The sequence below is a fragment of the Acidobacteriota bacterium genome (assembly GCA_020845575.1).
Classification (GTDB): domain Bacteria; phylum Acidobacteriota; class Vicinamibacteria; order Vicinamibacterales; family Vicinamibacteraceae; genus Luteitalea.
The window spans coordinates 1-25,488 of the sequence record JADLFL010000024.1 but is presented as its reverse complement, the minus strand read 5'-3'; the positions used below and the strand labels follow the sequence as shown (position 1 = coordinate 25,488).

At 68.2% G+C, this 25,488-nt stretch carries 22 protein-coding genes; 8 read left to right on the top strand and 14 right to left on the bottom strand.

Annotation, left to right across the window (positions count from 1 at the left end; translation table 11 throughout):
• The first annotated feature begins 129 nt into the window (after positions 1-129).
• Entirely contained in the window at positions 130-567 is a 438-nt protein-coding gene (locus IT182_07480) for a GIY-YIG nuclease family protein (GenBank protein ID MCC6163176.1), read from the top strand.
• A 105-nt stretch (positions 568-672) separates the two neighbouring features.
• Here IT182_07480 and IT182_07475 read toward each other — a convergent pair whose 3' ends face one another.
• Together IT182_07475 and cls are read right to left on the bottom strand one after the other, a co-directional pair.
• Positions 673-2,625, bottom strand: a complete 1,953-nt coding sequence (locus tag IT182_07475) for an FAD-dependent oxidoreductase (protein ID MCC6163175.1) — start codon at positions 2,623-2,625, stop codon at positions 673-675.
• Between the two features lie 108 nt (positions 2,626-2,733).
• Positions 2,734-4,203, bottom strand: a complete 1,470-nt coding sequence (gene cls, locus IT182_07470) for a cardiolipin synthase (protein MCC6163174.1) — start codon at positions 4,201-4,203, stop codon at positions 2,734-2,736.
• 396 nt (positions 4,204-4,599) lie between these two features.
• Between cls and IT182_07465 the strand changes: the two genes are divergently transcribed.
• Positions 4,600-5,232, top strand: coding sequence for a class I SAM-dependent methyltransferase (locus IT182_07465; protein ID MCC6163173.1), 633 nt, complete (start codon positions 4,600-4,602; stop codon positions 5,230-5,232).
• Positions 5,233-5,256: 24 nt separating this feature from the next.
• Here the strand turns inward: IT182_07465 and IT182_07460 are convergent, their stop codons facing one another.
• Complete coding sequence (locus IT182_07460; protein ID MCC6163172.1) at positions 5,257-5,796, bottom strand: DUF1697 domain-containing protein; 540 nt, start codon at positions 5,794-5,796, stop codon at positions 5,257-5,259.
• Between the two features lie 51 nt (positions 5,797-5,847).
• Entirely contained in the window at positions 5,848-6,687 is an 840-nt protein-coding gene (locus IT182_07455) for an intradiol ring-cleavage dioxygenase (GenBank protein ID MCC6163171.1), read from the bottom strand.
• A 157-nt stretch (positions 6,688-6,844) separates the two neighbouring features.
• On the opposite strand from IT182_07455, the gene IT182_07450 reads away from it, so the two are divergent.
• Positions 6,845-7,573 carry a response regulator transcription factor gene (locus IT182_07450; protein MCC6163170.1) on the top strand — a complete coding sequence of 243 codons (729 nt, stop codon included), beginning with the start codon at positions 6,845-6,847 and terminating at the stop codon, positions 7,571-7,573.
• Between the two features lie 29 nt (positions 7,574-7,602).
• Here IT182_07450 and IT182_07445 read toward each other — a convergent pair whose 3' ends face one another.
• From IT182_07445 to IT182_07430, 4 genes are all read right to left on the bottom strand, one after another.
• Positions 7,603-8,475 (bottom strand): hypothetical protein, encoded by an 873-nt coding sequence (locus IT182_07445; GenBank protein MCC6163169.1) that lies wholly within the window; start codon positions 8,473-8,475, stop codon positions 7,603-7,605.
• 77 nt (positions 8,476-8,552) lie between these two features.
• Positions 8,553-9,197 (bottom strand): outer membrane beta-barrel protein, encoded by a 645-nt coding sequence (locus tag IT182_07440; GenBank protein MCC6163168.1) that lies wholly within the window; start codon positions 9,195-9,197, stop codon positions 8,553-8,555.
• Positions 9,198-9,359: 162 nt separating this feature from the next.
• Positions 9,360-10,172: a hypothetical protein gene (locus tag IT182_07435; protein MCC6163167.1), complete on the bottom strand. Its 813-nt coding sequence runs from the start codon at positions 10,170-10,172 to the stop codon at positions 9,360-9,362.
• A 55-nt stretch (positions 10,173-10,227) separates the two neighbouring features.
• Complete coding sequence (locus IT182_07430) at positions 10,228-10,779, bottom strand: hypothetical protein (GenBank protein MCC6163166.1); 552 nt, start codon at positions 10,777-10,779, stop codon at positions 10,228-10,230.
• A gap of 35 nt (positions 10,780-10,814) precedes the next feature.
• Here IT182_07430 and IT182_07425 point away from each other — a divergent pair, with 35 nt between their 5' ends.
• Both IT182_07425 and rpsD read left to right on the top strand, forming a co-directional pair.
• Positions 10,815-13,283, top strand: coding sequence for a hypothetical protein (locus tag IT182_07425; protein ID MCC6163165.1), 2,469 nt, complete (start codon positions 10,815-10,817; stop codon positions 13,281-13,283).
• Between the two features lie 283 nt (positions 13,284-13,566).
• Positions 13,567-14,169, top strand: a complete 603-nt coding sequence (gene rpsD / locus IT182_07420) for a 30S ribosomal protein S4 (protein ID MCC6163164.1) — start codon at positions 13,567-13,569, stop codon at positions 14,167-14,169.
• Positions 14,170-14,436: 267 nt separating this feature from the next.
• On the opposite strand, the gene IT182_07415 is transcribed toward rpsD, so the two are convergent.
• From IT182_07415 to IT182_07395, 5 genes are all read right to left on the bottom strand, one after another.
• A complete protein-coding gene (locus IT182_07415; protein ID MCC6163163.1) occupies positions 14,437-16,119 on the bottom strand; it encodes an STAS domain-containing protein in 1,683 nt (560 codons plus the stop codon).
• 306 nt (positions 16,120-16,425) lie between these two features.
• Positions 16,426-18,801 (bottom strand): c-type cytochrome, encoded by a 2,376-nt coding sequence (locus tag IT182_07410; GenBank protein ID MCC6163162.1) that lies wholly within the window; start codon positions 18,799-18,801, stop codon positions 16,426-16,428.
• Positions 18,798-20,009, bottom strand: a complete 1,212-nt coding sequence (locus IT182_07405; protein ID MCC6163161.1) for a RidA family protein — start codon at positions 20,007-20,009, stop codon at positions 18,798-18,800. Before IT182_07405 ends, IT182_07410 begins: the two co-directional genes overlap by 4 nt.
• A gap of 50 nt (positions 20,010-20,059) precedes the next feature.
• Complete coding sequence (locus IT182_07400; GenBank protein MCC6163160.1) at positions 20,060-21,202, bottom strand: TIM barrel protein; 1,143 nt, start codon at positions 21,200-21,202, stop codon at positions 20,060-20,062.
• A 111-nt stretch (positions 21,203-21,313) separates the two neighbouring features.
• Positions 21,314-22,231 carry a serine/threonine-protein phosphatase gene (locus IT182_07395; GenBank protein MCC6163159.1) on the bottom strand — a complete coding sequence of 306 codons (918 nt, stop codon included), beginning with the start codon at positions 22,229-22,231 and terminating at the stop codon, positions 21,314-21,316.
• 137 nt (positions 22,232-22,368) lie between these two features.
• Between IT182_07395 and IT182_07390 the strand changes: the two genes are divergently transcribed.
• A complete protein-coding gene (locus IT182_07390; protein MCC6163158.1) occupies positions 22,369-22,974 on the top strand; it encodes a zinc ribbon domain-containing protein in 606 nt (201 codons plus the stop codon).
• Positions 22,971-23,240, top strand: coding sequence for a hypothetical protein (locus tag IT182_07385; protein MCC6163157.1), 270 nt, complete (start codon positions 22,971-22,973; stop codon positions 23,238-23,240). The genes IT182_07390 and IT182_07385 overlap by 4 nt, the downstream gene beginning before the upstream one ends.
• Positions 23,241-23,288: 48 nt before the next feature.
• Here the strand turns inward: IT182_07385 and IT182_07380 are convergent, their stop codons facing one another.
• Positions 23,289-24,422, bottom strand: a complete 1,134-nt coding sequence (locus tag IT182_07380; protein ID MCC6163156.1) for a DUF1080 domain-containing protein — start codon at positions 24,420-24,422, stop codon at positions 23,289-23,291.
• A 78-nt stretch (positions 24,423-24,500) separates the two neighbouring features.
• Here IT182_07380 and IT182_07375 point away from each other — a divergent pair.
• On the top strand, positions 24,501-25,488 hold a 988-nt coding region (locus IT182_07375), incomplete at its 3' end, for a hypothetical protein (GenBank protein ID MCC6163155.1).

Genomic DNA, 25,488 nt, shown 5'->3' with positions numbered 1-25,488 from the left:
GTCGCGTTCGACTCCCGCCGCCTCCACCATTGACCGGTCGAAGGACAACTCCGGTTACCACCTGGCCTGAGTGCGATCGCGCATTTCACGCCTTCACCTCGATGGCGCCAATCTCGCAATCGCGGCGGTGTGCCCTTCTTCGTCTACATCCTCCGCTGCTCCGACGACTCCCTCTACGTCGGCTTCACCACGAACCTCGCCGCCCGTCTCGACAGGCACCAGACAGGTGATGGTTCGACATGGACTCGTCTCCGGCGTCCCGTCGAGATGGTCTACGCGGAAGAACATTCGACGCTGCGCCGAGCCGAAACTCGCGAGACCCAGCTCAAAGGCTGGACCCACGCGAGGCAGTACGAGATGAAAGCCTGGGACTGGAAGGATGACCCCAGGCCGCACATCCGCTCGCTCTTCGAGACGCTGGGCCTGCGTCCATCGCTGAAGGACCTTGACGTGTCCCATCCGGAGCAGTTGATCGGAGCGATCGCCAGCACGCCCGCACGGCCCGTGCACACAGCAGGGAGCGGGAAGAACACCAGTTGGCAGCCGCGGCGCGAGACGCCGCTGTAATCGGCCGATGGCGATCTGGGTGCGCAAGTGCGCGTCCTTGGAGGAAGAGCGCGTCGCGGACCGGGCTTTCGCGGGGCCGCGAGGGCTCGGACGGGCTGCCGCCGGTCAGACGGACATGCCGGCCCGGAAGCCAGCGCGAATGGCTGCGGCGATCGTGCCTGGGCTGTCGTCGGCACAGTCGCCGACGACGTGGCACTCCAGGCCCAGAGCCGTCAGTTCGTCACGGAAGCTGGCGTTGCGGCGGATTCCGACGGCCATCACGACCTGGTCGGCCTTGACACAGCGCGCGCCGCCGTCGTTGGCGGCCAGATGCACGCCAGCGTCGTCGATCCCGAGCAGACGGTGCCCGGTGAGCACGCGCATGCCGTAGCGGGCGATCTCGCGGTGAATGAACGGCAGGACGGTGGGCGACTCGCCGGTGGCGATCGTGTCGGTCATCTCCACGACCGTGATGCGCGAGCCATGCGCGGCAAGATGCAGCGCCGTCTCCACACCCACCGATCCGCCGCCGACGACGACCACCTCGCGGCGGTTCGGCGCCGCCTCGGCCATGGCCTGCCACGCCGACATCACCTCCGGCCGCTCGATGCCCGGTACCACGGGCATGGCGGGGGAACTGCCCGTGGCCACGACCACCGCATCGGCGGGGTGCCGGTCAAGCACGGCCGACAGGTGCTCCGTTACACCGAGCCGTACCTGCACGCCCTGCTTGTGCACCTGGGTGATGAGGTAGCGCGCGAGTTTGGCCATCTCGTGCTTGTGCACCGGCGTGGCGCAGAGAGCGAGCTGGCCGCCGAGTTCGTCCCGCTGCTCCACCAGGGTTACGCGGTGCCCACGCCGGGCGGCCGTGTGCGCAGCTTCCATGCCGGCAGGGCCGCCTCCGAGTACCAGGACTCGACGTGGGGTCGAGACCTGCACCGGGACCTCCTCGGCTTCCTCGCCGATCGTGGCATTGATCGCGCACCTCATGGCCGTGCCCGACATCAGACTGCTGGCGCAGTGGTTGCACATGATGCACGGGCGCAGGTCCTCGCGTGCCTCGGGCTGGAGACCACGCGGCCAGTCGGGCTCGGCGATGAGGCCGCGGCAGATGCCGACCAGATCGGCCTTGCCGGCTGCGAGAAGCTCTTCGGCGAAATCCGGGTCGACGATGCGGCCGACGGCGGTGACAGGGACGCGGGCGACGCGCTTGACGACCTCGGCCAGGTCCACGAAGCAGCCGAACGGCTGCGTGCCCATGGGCGGGATGGTGTCCCCGATGGCCCCGTGATTGGCCAGCGCGACGTGCAGACTGGCCACGCCGGCCTCCTCCAGCCAGGGCACCATGATCTCGGCTTCCGCCAGCGTCGGACCGCCCTTGCCCAGAGGCGGGTCGGTGCGGATGATCGGGAGCTTGTACTCGATAGGCAACTCGGGCGCCGCGTCTCGAATCGTACGCACCACCTCGAGCGCGAAGCGGGCCCGGTTCCGCAAGGGTCCGCCGTAGTCGTCGGTGCGCCGATTGAGGATGCCGGAGGTGAACATGCCCAGCAGCCGATCGCCATGCACCTGGATCATGTCGAATCCGGCCGCGTGCACGCGTCGAGCCGCGTCGCGAAAGCGTTCGAGAATCGCGGCGATGTCGTCGTGGGTCAACTCGCCGCAGTAGTGCTCCATGTCATGGTGGAGGCGCTGCATGGCCGCAGCCCGACCGTCGCTGCGGGCGATGCGTCCGAGCGCCGCGGCGTCGTACTCCTGATGGAAGAGCTGCGCGGCGATGCAGGCGCCTTCGGCGTGCACGTCGTCGGCCAGCGCGCGCAGGCCGGGAACGAAGCTGTCGTCGTACACGCAGGGCGTGGGCGTGAAGCTCGGTTGAATCGACACGTCGCCGATCACGATGAGCCCGGCGCCGCCACGGGCGATGGTGCGATAGAAGTGCCGGCTGCGCGGCGTGACGTGCCCTTCGTGTTCGTAGCCGGTGGTGACCGGCGGGAACACGATGCGATTCCGCAGCGTCAGTGTGCGGATGGTGATGGGTTGGAGCAGGCGCGGGGCGGCAGCCGTCCGACGGTCTGGCACGGGGAATTCTTGCACAGTCGCACGCCAGGTCCTGACCGGACGGGCGCGAACGGCACAACGCGGCGCGTGCCGAGGTGCCCAGGTCGTGAACAGGCGGCGGCCACGCGCTCACAACAACGGAGAACACAGGCGCAACGTCGAATCGACGAGGCGCGCACGGCGGGTACGGGCTTGGTACTCGGCTGTCGTGAACGGAACACAGCGCTCGAGGTCCCTCTGGAAGTCCGCTTCCAACTGTCGCGTGATGCGTCTGTCGTAGATGACGAGGTTCGTTTCGTAGTTGATGGAGAAGCTGCGGATATCCATGTTGGCCGACCCGATCGAGCACAGGATCGAATCCACGCACGCGGTCTTCGAGTGAAAGTACGCGCCTTGATACAGAACGACACGGACCCCGGCGCGTGCCATGTCGGCGGCATAGGTCAAGCCCGCGCGGTACGCCGGCGACCACTCCGCACCGGCTGGCGCGATCATCACCTGGACGTCCAGGCCCGCCAGCGCGGCCGTCTTCAAGGCCTCGGCCACGCTCGTGTCCAGAACGAGGAACGGCGACTGCAGGTACACATGGTGTCTGGCCAGGGCGATCATCGCCAGGTAGGACTGTCGGATGGCCTCCCACCGTGAGTCGGGACCTGCGCTGACCACCTGAATCGCGACGCCGTCGGACGTGCGGGGCGCATCCGGAAAGAACGCCTCATCGAACAGGCTCTCTCCCGTCGTGTTGTGCCACATGGTCGCAAACACCGACTGGAGAATCGGGACGGCTTCGCCCGAGACGCGCGCGTGCGTGTCGCGCCAGCCCGTGAAGCCCTTGGGGCCCGTCAGGTGCTTCTCGGTCATGTTCAGACCACCCGAGTAGCCGATCCGGCCGTCGAGGACGGCCACCTTCCGATGATTCCGGTAGCTGAGGGTGTGCAACTGCCGCAGCGGGGCGAACGGATGCATCCGGATGCCCTTCTCGCGCAACTCGCGCACGTACCGGCGCGTGAGCATGGTCAAGCTGCCAACCGGGTCGTACAGGATGCGAACCTGTACGCCCTCCTTCACCTTGTCTGCGAGCAACCGGCCGACGTCCTCGGTAAAGGGATCCGACGCCCATTCGTAGTAGAGCAGATGAATCGAGTGCGAGGCGTTCCGCATGTCCGAGAGCAGACGCGGGTACTTCTCGCGGGCGTCCTGAAGAATCTCCAGGCGGTTGCCGAGTGTGAGCGGCGATCGCGCCGACCTCCAGAGCATGCTGGCCAATTGCCCGTACTCGGGCTGCTCGTCGGCGAGCGTGGCCAGCGTGGTCGGCTGCTCAGCGACCACGCGGGCAGCACGATCGGCCAGCGTGGTCCCGTCGAGTTGCGTGGTCAGACGACGCTCTCGACTGAACGCGTGCCGCCCTCGACCGAACAGGACGTAGATGACCACGCCGCCGAGCGGGACGATCAGGAGGAGGAACAACCAGGCAAAAGTCGACTGCGGGCTGCGGTTCTCCAGGATCAGGAAAACGGCGACGCTCAGCGCGTAACCGCCGATCAGAACGGCCAGCACCGTCATCCACGACGTGTCGGCGATCATCGGTCCAACGTCCATGGGCCTCCCTCGGCTCGTTCACACAGCGCAACACTACCGCGCACCCACGATCCCACGCCGCAGCGATACGCGACGCGGAGGGTCGCGTCGTCTCGAGGTCGTACACATCCTGCGATGCCGGAGATCGCTCACCACGCGCGGGCGACTGTGCCACCGACACGGCGCCCCTGCCACGGCATGCTGGTCCGCCTGCCAACCCGAGCGTCGGAACCAGGCAAGGGAGAACACCCAGCGCGGGCGTGGACGAGCGGTGTCCACGGACGGCTCACCAGCGTCTCGTCAACACCGCGGGATGACTCCAGCGGCCACGCCACGCGGCACGAGAGCCCCTGGACACGGGTCGGCAATCGCGTGCCGTTGCTGCCGACAGGCACCTGTGGTGCGACAATCGCGAGTATGGCAGATCACGACTGGAACGAACGCTACAGACTCGGTGATACGCCCTGGGACACGGGCTCGCCCGAGGAGGCGTTGGTTGCCTTCGTCGAGCAGGCGGGGCTTGCCGACGCACGCGTGCTCGAAGTGGGATGCGGTACCGGCACGAATGCCCTGTGGCTCGCCTCGCGCGGTTTCGACGTCGTCGGCATCGACGTATCGGATCGCGCCATCGACCTCGCACGCGCCAAGGCTGCACAGGCACCGGGTCCCGGCACCGGGCGCTTCGAGATCGTGGACTTCCTCGCCACGCAACCCGACGGCGGGCCTTTCGATCTGGTGTTCGATCGCGGCGTGTTCCACGGCTTCGACGCGGCCGACGCGCGTGCGCGCTTCGCGTCGCAGGTCGCCGCATCGCTCGTGCCAGGCGGACGGTGGTTGAGCCTCATCGGCAGCACGGAAGGCGCACCGCGCGAAGAAGGCCCACCGCGCCGGTCCGCCCGAGACATCGTCAACGCGATCGAGCCCGTACTGGAGATCGTCGACCTGCGGACGGCGGCTTTCGACACGACGCGGTCTGACGCGCCACGCGCGTGGCGGTGCCTGTCTCGCTTGCGTCTCGTGCCCGCGCAACCGTCGACCGTCAGGACGTAAGCGGGCGGGCAGGAGCGCAGCAGGTCACGCGACCGCGCACTTCCGGACCGTGTCCCACGTGCGGGTCGTCACCTGCTTGCCGAACGTCTTCTCGATGAGGGTCATGAACACCGGGCCTTTGTCCCCCGGCACATACGCCGTGAACACCTCACGGCCGCGCATCGCCAGGATGCTGGCGCCGTCGAGGGCAATCGGGAGTGCCAGCGGTCCGGCGTGCGGTGCGCTCAGGAATGTCACGACGCGTTTGGCCGCTGGCGCAACGTCGAACGCGGCGTACGGGTCGGTCTCGAGCAACGACTGCAGGTGGCTCGCGGTGCGCACGATCGCCGGAAAGCTCCGAGGGAGGTGCATTCCCATGCCGTCCTCGATGGTGTTCGCCAGGCTCGCTTCGGACATCCGCGCCGTCGTGAAGACGACGTTGCCGCTCGACAGCACCGTCCTGACGTCCGTGAAGCCCAGCTTCTCGAAACACGCCGCGAGATCGGCCATCCTCGCGTTCGAGGGGCTCACGCCGCGAAGCAGGGCGACGTAGCGGGTCTGCGGCCGGGCCGCGGCAGGCGTCATGACGGCGATCCTACTCCGGCAGATGCCCGCTCGCGCGCGCCGTCGCGATGCTCACACGGCCACTGTCAACATCGCCACCAACCCCGACTCGACGCTCCCCGTGACGGTGGCCAGCTCGAGGTTCACGCCGTCGCTGAAGACCATATCTGTCGCCAGCGTGATGCGCGAGAGGTTGGTCACGCTCGTCGCATACCCGGTTGTCGCGTACACGAGATCTGACGTGTCCTTCGGGAGTGCGATCTGTGATGTCGCGCTCTTGTTGGCCACGCTCGACGCCGCCGCGAGACTCGGGTACACCTCGAAGTGGATGTGCGGCCACCGGCCCGAGTAGCACCCCGGATAGATCGACGTGAACGTGACGCGCCCGTTGGCGTCTGCCTGCTGCACGCCGCGCAGGTAGTTCTGGTTTGTCACGCCTGCGTTGTAGAGCGAGTATCGTCCCTCGCGATCGCACTGCCACAGGTAGACGGCCCGCCCCGCCGCGGGCTCGCACGTACTGGCCGACACGATGGTCAGCACGATCTGCAGCCCCACGCCTTCGGCCCTGCCGCTCAGGCCGCCGAAGCTCGATCGGATGTCGTTCCTGACGACATCGGCGAGGCCGAGGACGTTCGGCCCGTTCGAGCCGTCGCCGGGGAACGGCCCCGCCGTCTCCTCCGGGATCCGGCTGCACATGCCCGATGTGGGCGTGGGGGTCGTTGTCGTTGTCGTGGTGGTCGTCGGCGCCGTCGGGCTCTGCTCGTCGCAGCCGAGAACCTGTAGGCCGCTCACGCCAAGACCGAGACCGGTGACCACGCGCAGCAGGCGCCGGCGATCGAGGTTGGCCCGGGTGGCCGCGACGTCGCGCTGCAGGCCGCCGAAGTCGTCGTGGTCGTCGTGATGGTTCCGCATCGTGCGCTTCCCTCCCTGCGACGCCGGTGCATCGATACGCGGCGCTGCTGCTTGTCTGCTTCTGACGCGACGCGGGTGGCCGCACCATGGCGGGATTGCGACAGTCCGACGGGCTAATGTGGCAGTTGTGTGACCATGATGCGATGCGGAGTCAGTCGTGACGGGGCCTTCCAGACGCGCGCTGGTCGTGGAGGACGACCTGAGCATCAGGGAGTTGCTGCACCTGCACCTGGGTCTGGCCGGTTTCGACGTCGAAGAGGTCGCCAACGGACGCGAGGCGCTCGACGTCGTGCGCCAGCGGGCGTTCGATTTCATCGTGCTCGACGTGATGCTGCCCGGCCTCGACGGCGTCTCGCTCTGCCGCGCGCTTCGCGCCGCGGAGGCCAACGCCACGACGCCCGTCCTGATGCTCACCGCGCGCGACGGCGAAGCCGACATCGTCATCGGGCTCGACGCGGGCGCCGACGACGACCTCACGAAGCCGTTCAGGACCGGCGAGTTCCAGGCCCGTGTCAGCGCCCTCACGCGCCGCCACGAGCGGCGCACGACAGGGCTGCACCAGGCAGACGACTCCCGGGAACCGATCGCGCTGGCACCGGGCATCGTCATGGACGTCGACAGGCGCGTTGTGCGGCGACAGGACCGCGTGGTGAACCTGACGCGCCAGGAGTTCGACCTCCTGCACCACCTCGCGGCGCGGCGTGGCATCGTGTTCACGAGAGCACGGCTCCTGCAGACGGTGTGGGCCGACGACACCTTCGTGGATGAGCGGACGGTGGATACCGTCATCAGCCGCTTACGCAAGAAGCTCGAGGCGGATCCACGCCAGCCCGCCCTGATCGTCACGGCACGCGGCGTCGGATACAGATTCGCCGACGCGGACTAGGTAGGGTCGGCCTCCGGGCCCGACCGCAGCTACGGGCTGACAGCGCACGTGTGCTGGATCGCGTCGGCGAAGCGAGTGGCGGCGTCTGGCGCGTGTGAGAGGAACAGGTACGGCTCGTTGATCTCCAGCTCCATGAGGACGAACCTATCCTCCTCCAGGACGCCATCCACACGCGCATGGAGGAGCGGTGCCGCGACCTCGCGCAACACGGCCGCTGCCTGCTCGACGATCGCGTCGGTCGGATGCCACGCGTCGGCCACGCCGCCGTGCTGCGTCTGCACGCGGAAGTCGTCCGCCCGCGGACGTTTCACGACCGCGTGACTGTACCGGCCCTCGATGAACACCAGAGACACCTCGCCCCGGGTGGCAATGGACGGCATGAAGGGCTGCACGAGCGTATCGGCGTCGGCCGCCTGCGCGGCGAATCGCGCCTGGTCGCCCGTCGCAGCCTCGATCGACGTCCGCCACGTGAGGTGCGCACCCGCGGAGATGGCGGGCTTGATCACGGCGGACGTCCATCCGTTGTCCGCGAGCACGCGCCGGAGATCGCGATCGCTGCCGCGCGGCACGCACACCGTCGGCACGACGGGTAAGCCACGCGCCGCGAAGTCCACGAGGTATCGCTTGTGGACGTTGTCGAGCACGGTACGCGGCCGATTCCACAGGTTGGCGCCCGCCACATCGAGCGACGTCAGCCACGCGCAGAACGCGTCGGCCTTCGTGTAGTAGTCCCAGGGCGATCGAATCACCACCGATGCAAACGCCGTCCAGTCGACGCTGGCGTCGTCCCAGACGGTGTGCACCACGTCGATGCCGCGTGGCGTGAGGATGGCCGACACGAGCTCATCCTCGTCCGATCCCTCTGGCAACCGACTCTCTGTGACGAACGCAACACGCGACATCGCGTAAGAATACGATCGGGCACCGGGCACCGGGCACCAGCAGGAACTCGAGGGCCCGGAAATCAGGAGTCAGAGATTCAGAACCTGATCCCCACCCCCGCCGAGGCGACGAGGTTCGTCGAGGTGCAACCGCCGGAGGCGCACGGTGGCGCGCTGCTCCGGTGACGGATGCGCAGGGCACCGACGTCCGTACGCATCACCCATCGCGTCGAGGGATAGACCTCCACCACACCTCCGAGGTCGAGGGCGAACTCCCGTCGATACTCGGGCACGGCCAGCAGCATCAGCGCACACACCTCGCCGAGGCAGTCCACGCCGCGATGGGTGAGCGTCGTGAATCCGGGGCGGGCCCTGGCAAAGACGCCAACGCGCTCGCCGCGATAACCCGCCTTCACGCCGAACAGTGCGGTCGACCGACGGCGCTCGTAACGAATGCCCGCCACGCTCCCTTCCGCCAACACACTCGACTGCTCGAACTCATCGTTGGGCACGAACTGGTACTCGCTCTCGACACCGAGCCATCGCGTGAGATTGATCGTCACGCGACCGCCGACACCGACATTCGTGCCCGACGAGTCCGGCAACCGCAGTACACCTATCTGTCCGCCTATGTCCACGCGCGTGGTCTCACTCTGCGCGCACGCCTCCCTTCCAGCCATCATCGACGCCAGTCCCACAGCCGCGACGACTGCGATCGATCTCACCCACTTGCTACGACGCATCCCCACTCCTGCGCTTGCACCGGCATCACGCGCGCTGGACGTGCAAGGACAGTGCCGCGCGCGCGTTCATCACGCACGCGGCTCGGATGCGTTGCGCAGGCATTGGTGTCCTGGATCTTGAACAGCCCGTCCGAACGCCTGTATGCGTCGCAAACCCGGCCGCTATTCACCGACACGCACGAACGCGCCGCGCATCTCGAGATACGCGGGACGACGGCCGCCCGGCATGTCGCCGGGACGCACGGTACGTGCCCCGGCGCCGCCCGGCGGCAGCGACTTCGTCGTCGCCAGTCGCAGCGCATCGTCGAAGACCAGTTGGACCGCCTGCAGCCCGAACGCCACGGGCACGTCGCCCTCGAACCTGACGCTGCTGCTGACGGCACCTTCGAACTCCGTCTTCACGCTGCCCCCAACGGTGCCCTTGATCACCGGCACGTCCAGCTCGACGCTGTTGCCGGCTTCACCCTGCGCGCTCACGATGATGCTGCGCGTCTTCAGCACCGACGTGACCACGTACACCTCGTCGTCGATCAACTTGTCGATGGTGCCAGGCGGGAGCGACGCCAGGACCTGTCCGGCGTTGATGCAGCTCTCGAGCGCCAGCACGTCCACGCGGTCTTCCATCACGCCGGCGTACCTGAAGGTCACCGTCCTGGCCTTCTTGAATCCGACGGCGAGGCCGAGATTGCCCCCACCGAGCGCGCCGATGAAGGCGCCGAGGATGTTGACGCCGATAGCGACGTTGACCTTGCTCGTCTCGGTGCCGTCGATGTCGATACCTGGTGCTTCGTCGCGTGCGATGGCGGGCAGGGGCTGGGCGCCGATGGAGATGAGTTGCGGCAGGGTGCCGAGACGCGACAGGTCCTTGCCGTCGCGGTGCATGACCTCCAGCGGCTGCGCGCTCGCACGCGGATACCGGAACACGCTGTAGCCGTACTGCCGAAGGAACGTGATCGATTGATCGGGACGGGACATCGCGGCGCCTCCTGCCCGCGCGCGGCGGGTCACTCGAAGAACGCTCGTCGAGGCGTCAGCGCACAGACGTGGCCTGCCATCGCCGCCGGCGGCCGATGCGCCAGCGGACGGCAGCCCAGAACCCGACGCCGTATCCGATGAGCAACGCGCCGGCGCCAAGGGACCCGGCGATGCCCGCGTGCGCGGCCCAGTCGGCAACGCCCCATGTCCGCCACGCCGTCCACGCACGCCAGATGCCGTATCCGAGCCGTGTCACGACGACCAGCGCGAGCAGCGCGACGAGCCAGCGATTCGGCGTGAAGTGCCAGCCCGCGCCGTCGTGCTCCCAGCGGCTCAACGCGAGCCCGACGCCGCCCAGCGCCACACCGAGAACCCATCCCACGAGCGCCGCGCGAAGCGCTCCGGCCACCCAGAACTCCGACACCATCGCGCCCGCGAACACCATCCCCGTCGAGAACGCGAAGGCCACGACGTTGACCATCGCCACCCAGCCGCGCGCCGGCCGCCGCGCCACACCGGCCCGATAGCGCTGCAGGATCGACCACGGCACGAGCACGACAGGCAGCACCACCAGCACGCCGACGAGCACCACGATCAGCAGAGGCACGCCACGAGCCTACGTCATGTGTCACGATCTCCGCCGTGTCCTCATGGTCCACAGGGGATCAGCTCACCCATCGCTTCAATCAGGAACTCGGCATCGGGCAGGTGATGGCCGTCGAGGGCCGCGTGCTCGTCGTCCACTTTCCGGCGACGGACACCACGCTGCGCCTGGCAGCCGGCAGCGATGCGCTCGTGCCGACGACGGCCACGCCGGACCGCCGCGACAGACCACTATTCGAGCGCCTGGCAGCCGGCGACGTCGACAGCCCTGAGGCGTTCCTGGCGCGGCTCGACGCACTGCGCCTGCTCGCGTCGCGAGAGGCAGGCGGGCTCGGTTCGATGCTCGGCGGCCGCGTGCGGCTCTTCCCGCACCAACTCCACGTCGCCGAGCGGGCAACGGCAACCTTACCCGTCCGCTGGCTGCTGGCCGACGAAGTTGGCCTCGGCAAGACGATCGAGGCCGCGCTCATCATGAACCGGCTGCTGCACACGCAGCGCATCGAGCGGTGTCTCGTCGTCGCACCCGACGTGCTGACCGTCCAGTGGCTCGGAGAGCTGTGGCGCAAGTACCACCAGGTGTTCACGCTCCTCGACGCCCCGCGTCTGACAGACGTCGCACGCGATTTCGGCGAGTCGTTCAATCCCTTCGACGTCCATCGCCGCGCGGTGATCGCGCTCGAGACGCTCATCGAACGGCCCGATCTCACGTCGAAGGCCGTCCACGCGGGCATCGATCTGCTCGTCGTCGACGAGGCGCAGCGGCTGCGATGGCCGCAGGGCCGCGCCGCCGGACCGGCGTTTCGCGCCGTCGCCCCGATCGCCGCGCTCGGCCGGCACGTGGTGCTGCTCAGCGCCACACCGCTCGAAGACGATGCGCACGGGTTCTTCCGGTTGCTGCAGCTGCTGCGGCCGGAGGAATTCCCGGCCGACATGGACGTCGAGGCCCGGCTCGCATCGGGCGAGCCGTTCCCGCCGTGTACCAGCGCCACACGGCGCGTCGACATCGGTGGACTCCCGCCACGCCAGCCACGGCCCATCGACATCGCACCGACGCCCGACGCCGTGATCGCGCAGGCCGCGACAGTGCCCGTCGCGAACGCGCGTCGCTTCGGTGGCACCGATCCCGTGTCCCCATCGACGACACCCGCACCGCCATCACCACTCGTTGCCAAGCGAGCCGTCGATCGCGTGCGCCGTGCACTCGCGTCAGGTGCGGCGCTGAAGGCCGTGCTGGCCCCCGACGAACACGCGTTGCGCCAGCAGGCCGACGAGATGGACCGCACGGATCCGCGCCTCGCGTGGCTGCTGGAGCGGGCACCGCGGTGGCGCGCGGCCGGCGAGAAGACCCTGATCTTCGTGGCGCATCGCGACACGCTGGAGATGCTGCGGGAGGCGCTCAGCGCACGCGGTGCGCTGGCCACCGGTGTCTTCCACGAGGAACTCTCCGCCGCGCGACGCGACACCGAAGTCGCACGCTTCCGCGCCGAGGACGGACCGAGCCTGCTCGTGTCCACCGAAGCGGGCGGCGAGGGACGCAACTTCGAGTTCTGTACCCGCCTCGTGTTGTACGACATGCCGTGGAAGCCGGCAGCCGTCGAGCAGCGCATCGGGCGGCTCGATCGCATCGGCCGCCGCATCCCCGTCGAGATCGTCTACTTCCGGCCGTCTGGCGGCATCGGTGCCGACGTGGTGCGCCTCTTCGAGCGCATCGGCCTGTTCCACGAACCGATTGCGGGCCTCGAGCCACAACTGGCATCTGTCGAACACGTGCTCGACGCGATCGCCGTCGATGCGTCGCTGTCGCCGCTGACCGATGCGCGGATTGACGAGATCCTCGCGGAGGCACGAGCCGCCCGTGCGCGCATCCACGACGCGGCCTATCAACAGTTGCATCGCGATCCGTATCGGGCGGCGCTCGGACCGTCGATTCTGGCGAAGGTGCCGACCGACCTCGACGATGCGATGGAGCGCGTGATCACGCACACGGCGGCGCGGCTCGGGTTCCGCGTCGACGAGGTGCGCGGCCGCCGCGCGCATGCGATCGAGTTCGGCAGCGGTGCGCTGGTCGACAGCCTGCCGGGCGTGTCTGCCGGCGCTTCGTTCGTCGGGTCGTTCGATCGCGAGTACGCCGTCGAGGACGAGACGCACGACTTCTTTGCGTCGGGCCACCCGCTGGTGGAGGGGCTCCTCGCCCACGTCGAGGAAGCGCCGGAGGGACGCGTGGCCCGGCTCGCGCTCCGGCGGGCCGGCGCTCAGGGGCATGGCGTGGTCGCCATCTATCGGGATGGGCCGGCGCTGGAGGTGCGGGCCCTCGACAGCGAGGGGCGCGACCGTCCGGAGTGGGCCCGGGCCATCCGTGAGCCCGGAGCCCAACTGACCGGCATAACGACCGGCATGTCGCCGGCCGATCAGGCGCGCCACGACTGGCCGGCCCTGGTCCCCCGGCTGGCCGCGGCGCTGGGCCCACGGCGCCCGCACGCCGTCGCGGCGATCGTGGTTCAGGGATAGGAAAAGCTTGCCCGGGGAAATGACGAATGCCGGATGACGAATGACGGAAGGGCCTTCCGGGCAGAACGAAGAGGGGGAACGGAGCCGAGTTCGCCCGAAGATCGACCGGTTGCCTGTTGCCGATTGCCGGTTGCCGGCGGAGTTCCCCGTTCACATTGACGGAACCCTCCGTCCGGGCTACACTCTCTCGGATCGTGTGAGTCCAGCTCACACTCGCGGGGGCCAGTGCAGCCACAGTGTTCGCGTGACCCCACTGGCACAGCAGAAGCATTTCGGAGACTACATGTCACGGTTTAGAGGTCCGCGGTTGCGCGTGATGCGCGCACTTGGCATGAACCTGCCCGGCCTGTCGGCCAAGAGCATCGACAAGCGCCCGCATCCCCCCGGCCAGCACGGCCCGCGGATGAAGCGGAAGATCTCGCTCTACGGCACGCGTCTCCGTGAGAAGCAGAAGCTGCGGTACCACTACGGCGTCAGTGAGCGTCAGCTTCGCGCCGTGGCCGCCGTGGCCGCCCGCTCGAAGGGTCCCGCGGGCGCCATGATCGCCCAGTTGCTCGAGCGTCGCCTCGACAACGTGGTGTTCCGTGCCGGCTTCGCCCGCACGATTCCCGCGGCCCGTCAGCTCGTCAACCACGGTCACGTGCTCGTCAACGGCCGCCCTGTCGACATCGCGTCGGTGCGCCTGAAGCGCGGCGACGTGGTCTCGGTCCGCGAGCGCGCCAAGAAGGCCGTCGAACTGCAGCAGCAGGCCGGTCAGGCGCTCAGCCGTCCGGACTGGCTCGATGTCGATGCCGCCGCCCTCTCGGCGCGCGTGTCGACGCTGCCCGACGACACGGCCATCCCCTTCCCCATCGAACTGCGCCTGGTCGTCGAGTTCTACTCCTGACGCACGGCTGAAGTCGGAACGACGCCCGCGTGGTGCCTCACGGCGCACGCGGGCGTTGTCATTTTCACGGCCGGCAATCGGCAACGGGCAACCGGCAACCGGGCGGCACGTAGGGGCGACGCATGCGTCGCCCCTACAGATGAATCCCCGAGACGTCGCCGCACGACGGGCGACCACAAGGGTCGCCCCTACAACGGATCCGCGAAATGTCGTCCGTACACATCGACGCACCTGAAACCCCGTAAGGGCGGCCCTTGTGGTCGCCCGTTACACCGCGGTGGTGCGGAGGGCTTCGGCGCGCTTCAGGGCTGCCGTGATGTGGGGGACGATGTTCTCGGCGCCGACGTGCCTGACGAACCGGGCCTGGTGCAGCAGGGCCGCGGGCTGCTGACGGGCGCCGCAGAGGATCAGCGACCGGCCCGACGCCTGCAGGCGATCGTTGAGCTGTTCGAACGCGTGCAGCCCCGTGGCATCGATGGCCGTCATGTTCCGTAAGCGAAGGATGACGATGGCCGGCAGCGCCGAGATGTCTGCCGTCGCGTCGGCGAGCTTGTCGGTCATGCCGAACAGGAACGGCCCCTGGATGCGCAGAATCGCCACGTCATCCGGCACGTCGTGGTCCTGCAGCGTGTGCACCCGCCCATCGTCGATGTAGTCCTGCGTGACGGGCAGGACCACTGTCGTATCCGTCACGCGATGGATGTAGAGCAGGGCGGCCAGCGCCATGCCGACTTCGACGGCGACCGTCAGGTCTGCCATCACCGTCAGCCCGAAGGTCAGCGCCCACACGGAGATCTCGGCCCAGTCGAGGCGCAGGATCGCCGGAATCTCAGGCCACTCGCCCATGTTGTACGCCACCACGAACAGCACGGCTGCCAACGTGGCAAGCGGGACGTACGTGGCCAGCGGCGCGAGGAGCAGGATGATCAACAGCAGCGTGAGCGCGTGCACGATCCCCGAGACCGGCGTGCGCGCCCCTGACTTGAAGTTGGTGGCCGTGCGCGCGATCGCGCCCGTCACGGGAATGCCGCCAACGAGCGGCGACACCAGGTTGGCCACGCCCTGCCCCATGAGTTCCGCACTCGAGTTGTGACGGTCGCCTGTCATCGAATCGGCCACGACGGCCGAGAGCAGGCTTTCGACGGCGGCGAGTAGCGCGACGGTGAACGCCGACGGCAGCAGCGGCAACAGCAGGTCGGCGCGGAACGCCGGCATCTCGACGTGCGGCAATCCGCTCGGAATCCCGCCGAACTTCGATCCGATCGTGTCGACGGGCAGATCGAACACGAACACGGCAACGGTGGCCAGCACCAGCGCCACGATGGAACCTGGTACGCGCGGGTAGTAGCGCGGGACGAGCAGCACGAGCGCGAGCGACACCATGCCGAGCGCGACCGCCGCCGGATTCCACGCAGGCAGACCTGCCACGAGCGCTTCCATGCGCGCGAAGAACTCGCTCGGCGGATCGGGAATGGCAAGCCCGAGGAAGTCCTTGACCTGCGTCGACGCGATGAGCAGCGCAATGCCGTTCGTGAAGCCGATCACCACGGGTCTGGGAATGAACTTCACCGCGCGCCCGAGCCCCGTTGCGGCCAGGAACACGAGGATCGCCCCCGCCATCATCGTCACCATCAACAGCCCGGAGAGGCCGTGCGCGGCGATGATGCCGCTGACGATGACCACGAACGCGCCCGTCGGGCCGCTCACCTGGATACTCGATCCCCCCAGCAACGACACGATCAGCCCGCCGACGATGGCGGTATAGATGCCGGCTTGCGGCGAGGCACCGGAGGCAATGCCGAACGCCATCGCGAGCGGTAGCGCGACAACGCCGACGGTGATGCCGGCGATCGCGTCCGCGGAGAACGTGCGCCGGTCGTAGCCGGCCAGCATCTCGACGAGTTTGGGACGCCAGGTGGACCAGGGGATGGATGACGCGGGGATCTTCATTGCTGGCACCTCTCACAATCTTCGACAGACCGGCACCGTCGCAAGGTCCCGATGGCCATGACCGGGAACGATCGTCCGGCGCAGGCCGCTCGCGACGCCGTTCCGTGTCTCTCCACGCGACGTGGAACTGCAGCAGAGGAGCCGCATGAACAGGCCACTCGGGGCCCCGCCATCATGTGCATCGGGGAGACCCGCCTTGTGCGGGTCGGGCTCGCCCTACCTGGTTGCCACTGTGAGTAGGGCCGGCTCTCCGAGCCCGGCGCCGGCGTGGCACGCATGCCCGACATTCCCGGCCTCGTGGCATTTCTATCTGCGTGTGCGCACCTCGTCGGGTGTCACTCCCGACGCCGCGGTCCCCCATGCCTGACGCACGTACGTGAGAATCGCCGCGAGCTGATCGTCGGGCAGTGCTGCCAGCGGCGGCATGCTCGGATACGCGGGATCCAGGTCGCGTCCACCGAGCACGACGTCGATCAACGCCGCCGGCGGCCCCGTCACGATGGACGAGCCTGCCAGAGGCGGCGCGAGCGACGGCAGCCCCCTGCCATTGGCTTGATGACAGGCCGCACACACGGCGAACGCCGTGCGCCCCTGCTCGATGACCGCAGCCGACGCGCCGGCCACGGCAGACGAAGGCGCGGTGGGTGTGGTGGTCCGGCTCGATGCCGCCATCCCATCGAGGATGGCCGACTGCCGCCATGCCGGCGCACCGGCTGACGCGCTCGATGCACGACGCAGGATCGCCAGTCCCTCCGGCCGTCCTTCATTGGCCACTGCCGTGGCCAGCGCGGTCACGAGCGCGCGATGCTCCGCTCGATCCTCGGTCCACCACGGAGATCCGAGTATGGTCTCCAGCGTCATCAGTTCGCGGCCCGACAGCCCGCTCATGAACGCGTCGATCGCGAAGGGCACGGCGATGTCGCGCCGCAGCAGCCGGATGCGCGCCTCCTCTGCGTCTCCTGCCGCCGTGGCGCCCAGCGTGTACATCACCTGACGCCGCACCGCGACGTCCGTATCGTCCACCAGAACGAGGACAGCCCGCCGCAACGAGACATCGGTCAGTCGCGATTCCGACACTCGCAGCGCCGCCATGCGCACGAAGGGCGACGCGTCGGCGAGTGCCGCGCGAATCACCGTGTCGTCGGCCGCACCGATGCCGTCGAGCGTCCATACGGCCTGCAGGCGCACGCGTGCGTCGGCATGCGTCGTCGCGAGCGTACGAAGCGCGCGCACGACATTGCGCTCGTGCGGCGATGCGTCAGTCGACGCCAGCATGTCGCGCGATTCGACGATCCGCCGCTGCGCCATGTCGCGCCAGTGGCCGTTGGGATGTGCGAGGAGCCGGACCCACCCGTCGAGATCGTCGTGCGCCACGCGCTCGGGTCTCTCGAGCGGACGCCCCTCGTGCACGATGCGGTAGATCCGCCCCATCCCTCCGAACGGCTTGTGCAGATCGCGCGCGAGAATCTGATTGCGCAGGAACGTCGTGAGGAACAGGTGCCCCTCGATCACGCCGCGATACATGTCCGCCACGTACAACGCGCCGTCAGGACCCGTCGCGGTGAACACCGGCCTGAACCGCTCGTCGTTCGAGAAGAGGAACTCGCGCTCGGCGTAGGCGTTGCGCCCCGTGACGATGCCGTCGCGTTCGGTGAGCACGGAGCGACGGATCAGGCGGCCTGCCGATTCGCCAACGAACACGTTGCCACGACAGTCGTCGGGAAACTGATCGCCCCGATACACCGTGGGCGCGGCGTTGGCCGTGAACACGCGCAGCCGGCCATCCTCACGCAGCTGCGCGCGCCGGTTCACGCCCGGCGTGATGGCGTGTGGCCATACCTCGTTGTCGAGGCCCACGCGCACGTCGATCCCGGCCGTCGCCGTGTAGTGCGGGTTGCGCGTGGCGTACGCCGTGGGCACGAGACTCGCGCGGATGTGGTCCTGGTTGTAACTGAAGAACAGCCGGCCCACATCGTCGTGCGACATGCCCCACTGCCCCGCGAGACGGCCCGAACGCGCGAGTTGCCCCGCGCCGCGGGAGATTCGTAACCGATCGTCGACCTGAAGCGCGTACGTCCAGTTGTCGAGCGTCCACGACGGACTGCTCGGCGCCAGGTGCGGATTGACGGGAATGGGCAGGCCACTGGCGACGACCTCGCGCGTGTCCGCCTCGTCGTCGCCGTCCGTGTCCTTCAGGAAGACCACCTCGGGCAACGCGAACACCAGCACGCCCCCGTCGACGAGCTGGATCCCGCGCGGCCAGTCCATCTCCGCGAAGACCGTGCGCGTGTCCATGCGCCCATCGTTGCCGGTGTCGCGAAGCACGACGAGGCGGCTCTTCGGCGTCGGCGCGGCGTCGAGTCCCGGCAGCACGCCGTGCAGTTGCCAGTTGTACGACGGCCACTCCAGTACCCACAGGGCGTTGCGCTCGTCGAACGCGAAGGCGATGGGGTCCTGAACGAGCGGCTCTGCGGCGACGAGCTCGACCCTGAATCCCGGCTGCAACTCCATGAGCGCCATCGACGCTTCAGGCGTGCGCACAGGCGCCGGAGGAATCTGCCAGTGCGCGGGTGGAGGCGCCGTGTCGATCGCCGCCCGATCCCCCACCTGCGCCATCGGAGCCGCCACGATGCCGAGCGTGATCGACGCCACGATGGCGAGAGCGCCGCGCGCGAGTGTCATCGGCCGACAGTCACCGCGATCGCGTCGATCGTCACGACGGCGCCCGTGCGCCCGACGCCCTGCACCGAGATCTTCGACGCCGACGGTGGACGCGCTGCGTCGTAGATCGACGGCCGGATCGCGTTGATTTCCTCGTCGGCGCCCTTGTCAGACACGTAATATGTCGCTTTCGCGATGTGCCGCATGTCGCTGCCGGCAGCAGACACCACGCCACCGAGTTCGGCAAAGATCGCCCGTACCTGCTCCTTCGGATCCGGCGAGGCGCCCGTGAGCCCCGACACGAAGACGGGATTGCCCGCGAATACGCGCGCGATGCGGCTGTATCGCGCCGAGATCGGCTCGACGAACGTCACGCGCTCCGATCCACGCGCGCCAGGTGCCGCGGCCACGAGTTCGATCTCCACTGCCGCGGACCCGCCACGCCATTCGGTCACGACGATCGGCGGAGGCGTGCCCGTGAACGTCGCGGCCATCACCGCTTCAAGCTGCGCCGCACGCGACATGTCGGTCAGGAAGGCTTTCACCTGCACGACGTCCGCGAACCCGAGCCCTGCTGTCTCGAGATCGCCTTTCAACTGCGCCATCGTGCCCGTGGCGGCGGCATCACCCTCGCCGGGCGCCGCACGTCCGGAGACGATGACGAAAGGGCCCTCCGGCTGAATGGCGATGTGCGCGCCAGCCGTGGATGGGAGACCGTCGACACGCAGCCGCTCAGGTCGTCCAGACGCGGGATGTCGCGCCGTCGCTGCGATGGCGTCCATCGCCACGAGCACACCGTCGTGCCGCATCCGCGACTCGACGCGCGTCAGCGCGGGCCGCGACGATGCGGCGAATCGCCGGGCAATCATCTCGTCGACAGCCGCGCCGGCAGCCGCGTCGGCCACGTACACGTGCAGGCGTGCGACGCGATCGAGTCCCGTGCCGGCGGCTCGCAGCGCTGTCTCGAACTGGTCGAGGACGGCCGTGGCCTGTGCGCGCACGTCATTGCCACCCTGCACTCGCCCGTCACGATCGAGGGGATACAGCATGGCCGTGTGAACGAGCGAGCCTCGCTCCACGACCACGGCGGACGCGGGCGCGGTCCGGGAACCGGCATCGATGCGGCGCAGGCGTACGCCATCATCGGCCGCTGGTGTCTGCGCCGACACGACACGAGCCTCGCCGACAGCCAGGATGAAACAGGCCGTCAGGAGGCTCGTGGTGAACATGACTGCTGCGGGCATGCGCATGGCTGCCCGCAGTCTACCGCGCGCGGGGGTTACAGGGCCTTCATCACTTCCTTCATGAGGTGCTGCGCACCCTCGACGCCGTTCCACGAGCCGGCCTCGTACTCGAGCGCGATCACGCCCCTGAAGCCATGGTTGTTGAGGATGCGCACGCAGCGCTGGAGGTCGACGTCCTTCCAGCGGTCCCAGTACTTGGCGTGCACCGTGTGGTGGGTGTACGGCATCAGGGCGTCGAGGCCGTGGTAGAGCATGTACTCGTGCTCCCAGTTGCAGAAGTCGGGAGACGCTTCACAGAACGGGTGGTTGACCTCGTCGAGGATGATCCGGACGTTGGTCGGATCCGCGCTGAGGCCCCAGTGGTTCTCGATCGTCACGATCACGCCGACCTTGGCGCCGTAGTCGGCCATCTCCTTGAACGACTCCACCGCGTTGGCGATGTACTTGACCACCTCGTCGTTGCGTGGGTAGCCCGCCGTGGCCGACGCGCCGGGGACGATGCGGGGACCGCCCGTGTTCACGCGCATCGTCCTGGCACCGATGGTCTTGCACGCGTCGAGCCACACCTTGGCGACAGCGATGCCTTCGCGGCGCAGGTTGGCGTCCAGGTCGCACATGTTGCGCGGCGCGTTGTTGGAGACGTGGTGGCAACTCACACCCAGCCTGGCCTGCTGCGCCGCCAGACGGTCCAGCCACTGCTTGCCGGAAGCCGTCGCCGGATCGAACTCGTACGTGGTGAACGACTGACCGTCTCGCGTGACCGTCGACGCCTTGTACATCGAGGTGTCGTTCACGTCGCCGAAGAGCGACGACCAGAGATCCATCTTCCGCACACCCGGGAAGTTGTCGATGGTGAACTGGGGCATGTCCAGCATCGTGATCTCGCCGTACTTCTTCTTCATCGCCGCAACATCGGCCGCGCCCGGGCCACCCATCGTCGGCGCGTCGGCGCGACGCTTGAACAACGTGCGGAGCGGATAGGTGTTGGAGGCGAGGCGCAGCGCCTTCTCCGCTTCGGTCAGCGGACGAAGGTCGGCACCGGCAGCGGCAGCCGTGGCGGGTGCCGCGCCAACGCCGGGCAGCAGACCGGCACCCACCGTCAGGGCGGCACCGTGAAGAAACGCGCGACGGCCGGCGGAAGCCTGGCCGGAGGGGGCGGACGCGTGGTTATCGTTCATGCTCACACCGTACGACGACGTGGAGGCGAACGTTGCCCGGGCGACCACGAGGGACTCCCGTCATCGCGCTGTTGGCCGGTGCCCGAAGGTGAGGCGTGGACGCCAGGGGTCTCACCCCCTGGCACTCCCCTCCCACGAATAGAACGCGGCGACAACGGTGATGTTGTCGCGACCGCCGGCGGCGAGGGCCCGCCGGAGGAGGGCACGGCAGGCGGCTTCTGCCGTGGCCGCCGACAGCAGTTCCGTGCCAATCGCCTCGTCACCCACCATGTCGTTCAGCCCGTCGCTGCAGAGCAGCAGGCGATCGCCGTTGGCGAGTCCGACGTGATCGATGTCCACGCGCACGCTGTCGTTGACGCCGCCGACGGCGTTGACGAGCACGTGCCGCGACGTCGACTGCTCGGCCTCCTCGCGCGTCATGCGACCCCTGTCGACGAGCATCTGCACCAGGCTGTGATCGCGCGTGAGGCGCGAGAGCTGCTCGCCGCGCAACAGGTACGCCCGCGAGTCGCCGACGTGGACCACCTGCAGCAGCCGACCGAGGTTGCGCACGGCCGTCACGGTAGTGCCCATGCCCTGCAGGTCGGGATCGCGCTTGCCCGCATCGATCAAGCGCTGATGCGCCGATGCCATCTGGGTCTCCGATCGCCGCACGACCTCGTCGATCGTGTCCTCGTCAACGCGCGAGATCCAGTCTGGCAGTTCGAGCGACAGGCGCACCAGTTCCCTGATGGTCAGGCGGCTGGCGACTTCACCCGCGACGTGTCCACCCATGCCGTCGGCCACCACGAGCGCATAGCCATCGTCCGACGCGCGCGATGGAAGCTCGCCTTCGGGAAGGCTCGTCGACACCGTCTCGTAGTACCGGCCCGCACGCGCGATGAGGAAGTGGTCCTCGTTGGCGGGCCGGACGTTCCCGGGATCCGAGATGCCGAACGCGTCGACAGTCACCGCCGACGCAAACGCAAGCGTGTCGCGGTCACGACCCGCGTACGCGCCACGACGATGTTCATGAGGACTCGTAGCCATCGGCCGTCCTTGGTGCAAGGTACCCGACGATGATAGCCCGCGGCGCCGAAGCCCCGACGAAGCGCGGAGCGCGCACTCGGGCGAAGGCGGGCCGGTTGCCGGTTGCCGGCCCCCTGTTGCATCCTTGCAGGCGCACCGTGGCGCTCACCGTCTTCGTCCGCAACGTCCAGGACCTGTCCGACGATGGCGGGTTCAAGTTCAAGTTCTGTTGCGACCGCTGCGGAAGCGGCGTGGAGAGTCAGTACGTCTCCTCGAAGGCGAACCTCCTGAAGACCGCGGTGCAGGCCTTTGCCCTCTTCCGGTTCACGGGCTGGCACGCGGAGCGCGCGGCGGAAGGCCTCGATCGCGGCTTGCGCGGCAAGGAACGCGACGCCGCGTACGAAGCGGCGGTGCACCAGGCGATGGTGCACTTCCGCAAGTGTGCCGGATGCGGACAGTGGGTGTGTCCCGACCACTGCTGGAACGAATCCTTCGGCATGTGCGAGGCCTGCGCGCCGAGCGCCGAGGAAGCCGCCGCACGCCGGGCCGCCGAGCATGCACGCGATCGCGCGGTTGCGGCCGTGAACGAGGCGCCGCCACCTCTGCCATCGCCCATCACCTGTCCCGCCTGCGGGGTGCAGGTCCAAGGTGGCAAGTTCTGTCAGGCGTGCGGCACGCCGCTCACGGCGCGCGCCTGCGCGAGTTGCGGCAGCGCGCTCACGCCGTCCGCGCGATTCTGCGCCGAGTGCGGAGCGAAGGCATGAAGTGCCTGGTGTGCACGGCGACGTGGGACGACGCGCAGGGGGCGCGATGCCCGCAGTGCCGCTTCGACATGGCCGCGCCTGACGCGCTCGATCCCACGGTGCTGGAACGCGCGCGGCGAGCGTTTCGCGAGACGACCACCGCGTATGCGCCACAGACGCGCGTCGGCCGCTGGGATGTCATCCGTCCGTGGGTCGGCCTCGGTCTGGGCTTCCTGCTCTTCGTGCTGTGGCTGCGGGCCTGCGCCACGAGCGGCTTCCTGCGTTAGCGACGTCATCTCGCTCGACAGCAGGGCCTGGCCCACACCGCGCGTCTCTCAGAGACGACGGACCTGGATGTGTTTGTATTCGGTCCACTTCCCCGGCCCGTGGGCCTGCAGGGCGATCGGTCCTGGTGTTGGCAGTTCGAGTCCGTCGTACTCCAGCACCGTGTCGCCATTCACGCGAACCAGGCAACTCCGGTCCTTTACACGCAACTGGAACAGGAACCACCGCTCCGGCTCGATGCGCGGATAGATCGCCCGCTTGTGTCCGTACAGCGATCCCGTCGGATAGTGCGCGCCTTCGACGTCGTGCAACTGCACCTCGTACCGGGGCCCCGGGACGTCGCCGCCAGGTCCGCCGAAGACGACACCGCCGTTGTGATGCCGCGCATGGCGGACGTACATCTGCAGTTCGAAATCGCGGAACGTCTCGAGCGTCGCCAGATGCCCGTCGTCATCGGCGTGCAGCACGTCGCCGAGGGGCTCGAACCGCGGTTTGCCACTCATCACCCGCCACCCGGCGAAGTCGGCCGCGGACTCGTACAAGTTCGTCCACGACACCTGTGACGGCAGTTCGCGAATCCGGAGACCACGGAAGCGGATCGGATACGAGAGCGACTCGAACCCCACGTAGCCGCGACGCAGGCGATGCCGCAGTTCCGGTACCGACTCGACGTCGACGTCCTGCACCAGCGCGTCGTTGGTCCACACCTGGAGCCGTGGCCAGTCCATGAGGATCCGGAACGTGTTCCATTCCCCCTTGTTCCTGACGTTGACCAGTCGCGGCGGCACCAGCGGAAAGATCGATCCCATCGACTCGGGCGCCGGTCTGGCATCCACCTGGTGGAAGATGTTGATCTTCATGCCGCACCAGGTCGGCCGGCCGTGCTCGGGCGCGTGCATGTAGATCCCCGAGTTCATCCAGCCCTGCACGAAGAACTCGCCGCAGAAGTCGAAGTTCTCGTACTGCCCCGCCGACCGAAGCCATGCCGGAAACCCGTCGCTCGGATGGACGGCGATGGCACCGTCGTGCACATGGAAGGCCGTGTCCCGTCCGTCGACCACCGACCAGCCCGCCAGTGACGTGCCGTCGAAGAGGGAGATGAAACCGTCATCGGCAGCCGGCGGTTGGAGGGTGAACGCCGACGGCGCCAGCGCCGCACTTGCCAGAAATTCCCGTCGCTTCATCGACCCGACGCTATCACGAGGGCCGGAAAGGGGTAGCATGCTGGCGAATTCGCTGGATTGTCCGACAGAGGAGATTCGATGACACCGACCGCCACTCGCGCGCTGGCGCGCCTGACCGCGCTGGCGCTGGCGGCACTGCTCACGCCAGCCGTCACCGCCCAGACACGCAAGGCAGCCCCGCAGCCCGTCGACGCGGAGTACACCGCGAAGATCAAGGAATACCTGCAGGATCCGCGCATCACCACGGAACTCGTCGATCACCTGCCGGCGTCTGCCACCGTCCCTACGCCCCTGAAGTTCCACGGCCGCATCGTCGGCACGCCGGGTGAGCTGACGTACGCCAGAGACATCCATCGCTACTTCGAGGCGCTCGACAAGGCGTCCGATCGCGCCACGATGTGGACGATCGGCAAGAGCGAGGAAGGCCGCGACATGGTGGTGCTGGCGATCGCCGACGAGGCGACGATCAAGCAGCTCTCCGCCTATCGCGACAAGCTCGTGAAGCTGACAGACCCGCGCACGACCACCGAAGCCGAAGCGCAGGCGCTGCTGAAGACGGCCAGGCCGATCTACTGGCTCACGAGCGGCATGCATTCGCCCGAGAACGGCGGTCCCGAGATGCTGCAGGAACTCGCCTACCGCCTCATCGTGCAGGAGACGCCGTTCATCCAGCAGATCCGCCAGAACGTGATCACCTTCATCACGCCCGTCATCGAAGTGGACGGCCGCGAGAAGCAGGTGGACACGTACTACTTCAACAAGGCGCGCGCCGAAGCCGATGCCCGCCTGCCGCTGATGTACTGGGGCAAGTACGTCGCCCACGACAACAATCGCGACGGCATGGGCCAGTTCCTCGCGCTCACGCGCCACGTGACGAAGGTGCAGAACGAGTGGAAGCCCACCGTGATGCACGACCTGCACGAACAGCAGACGTACCTGTACGCGTCGACGGGCACCGGCCCCTACAACGAGGCGCTCGATCCGATCGTCATCGACGAGTGGTGGCTGCTCGCCAAGACCGAAGTGATGGAGATGACCAAGCGCGGGGTGCCGGGCGTGTGGACCT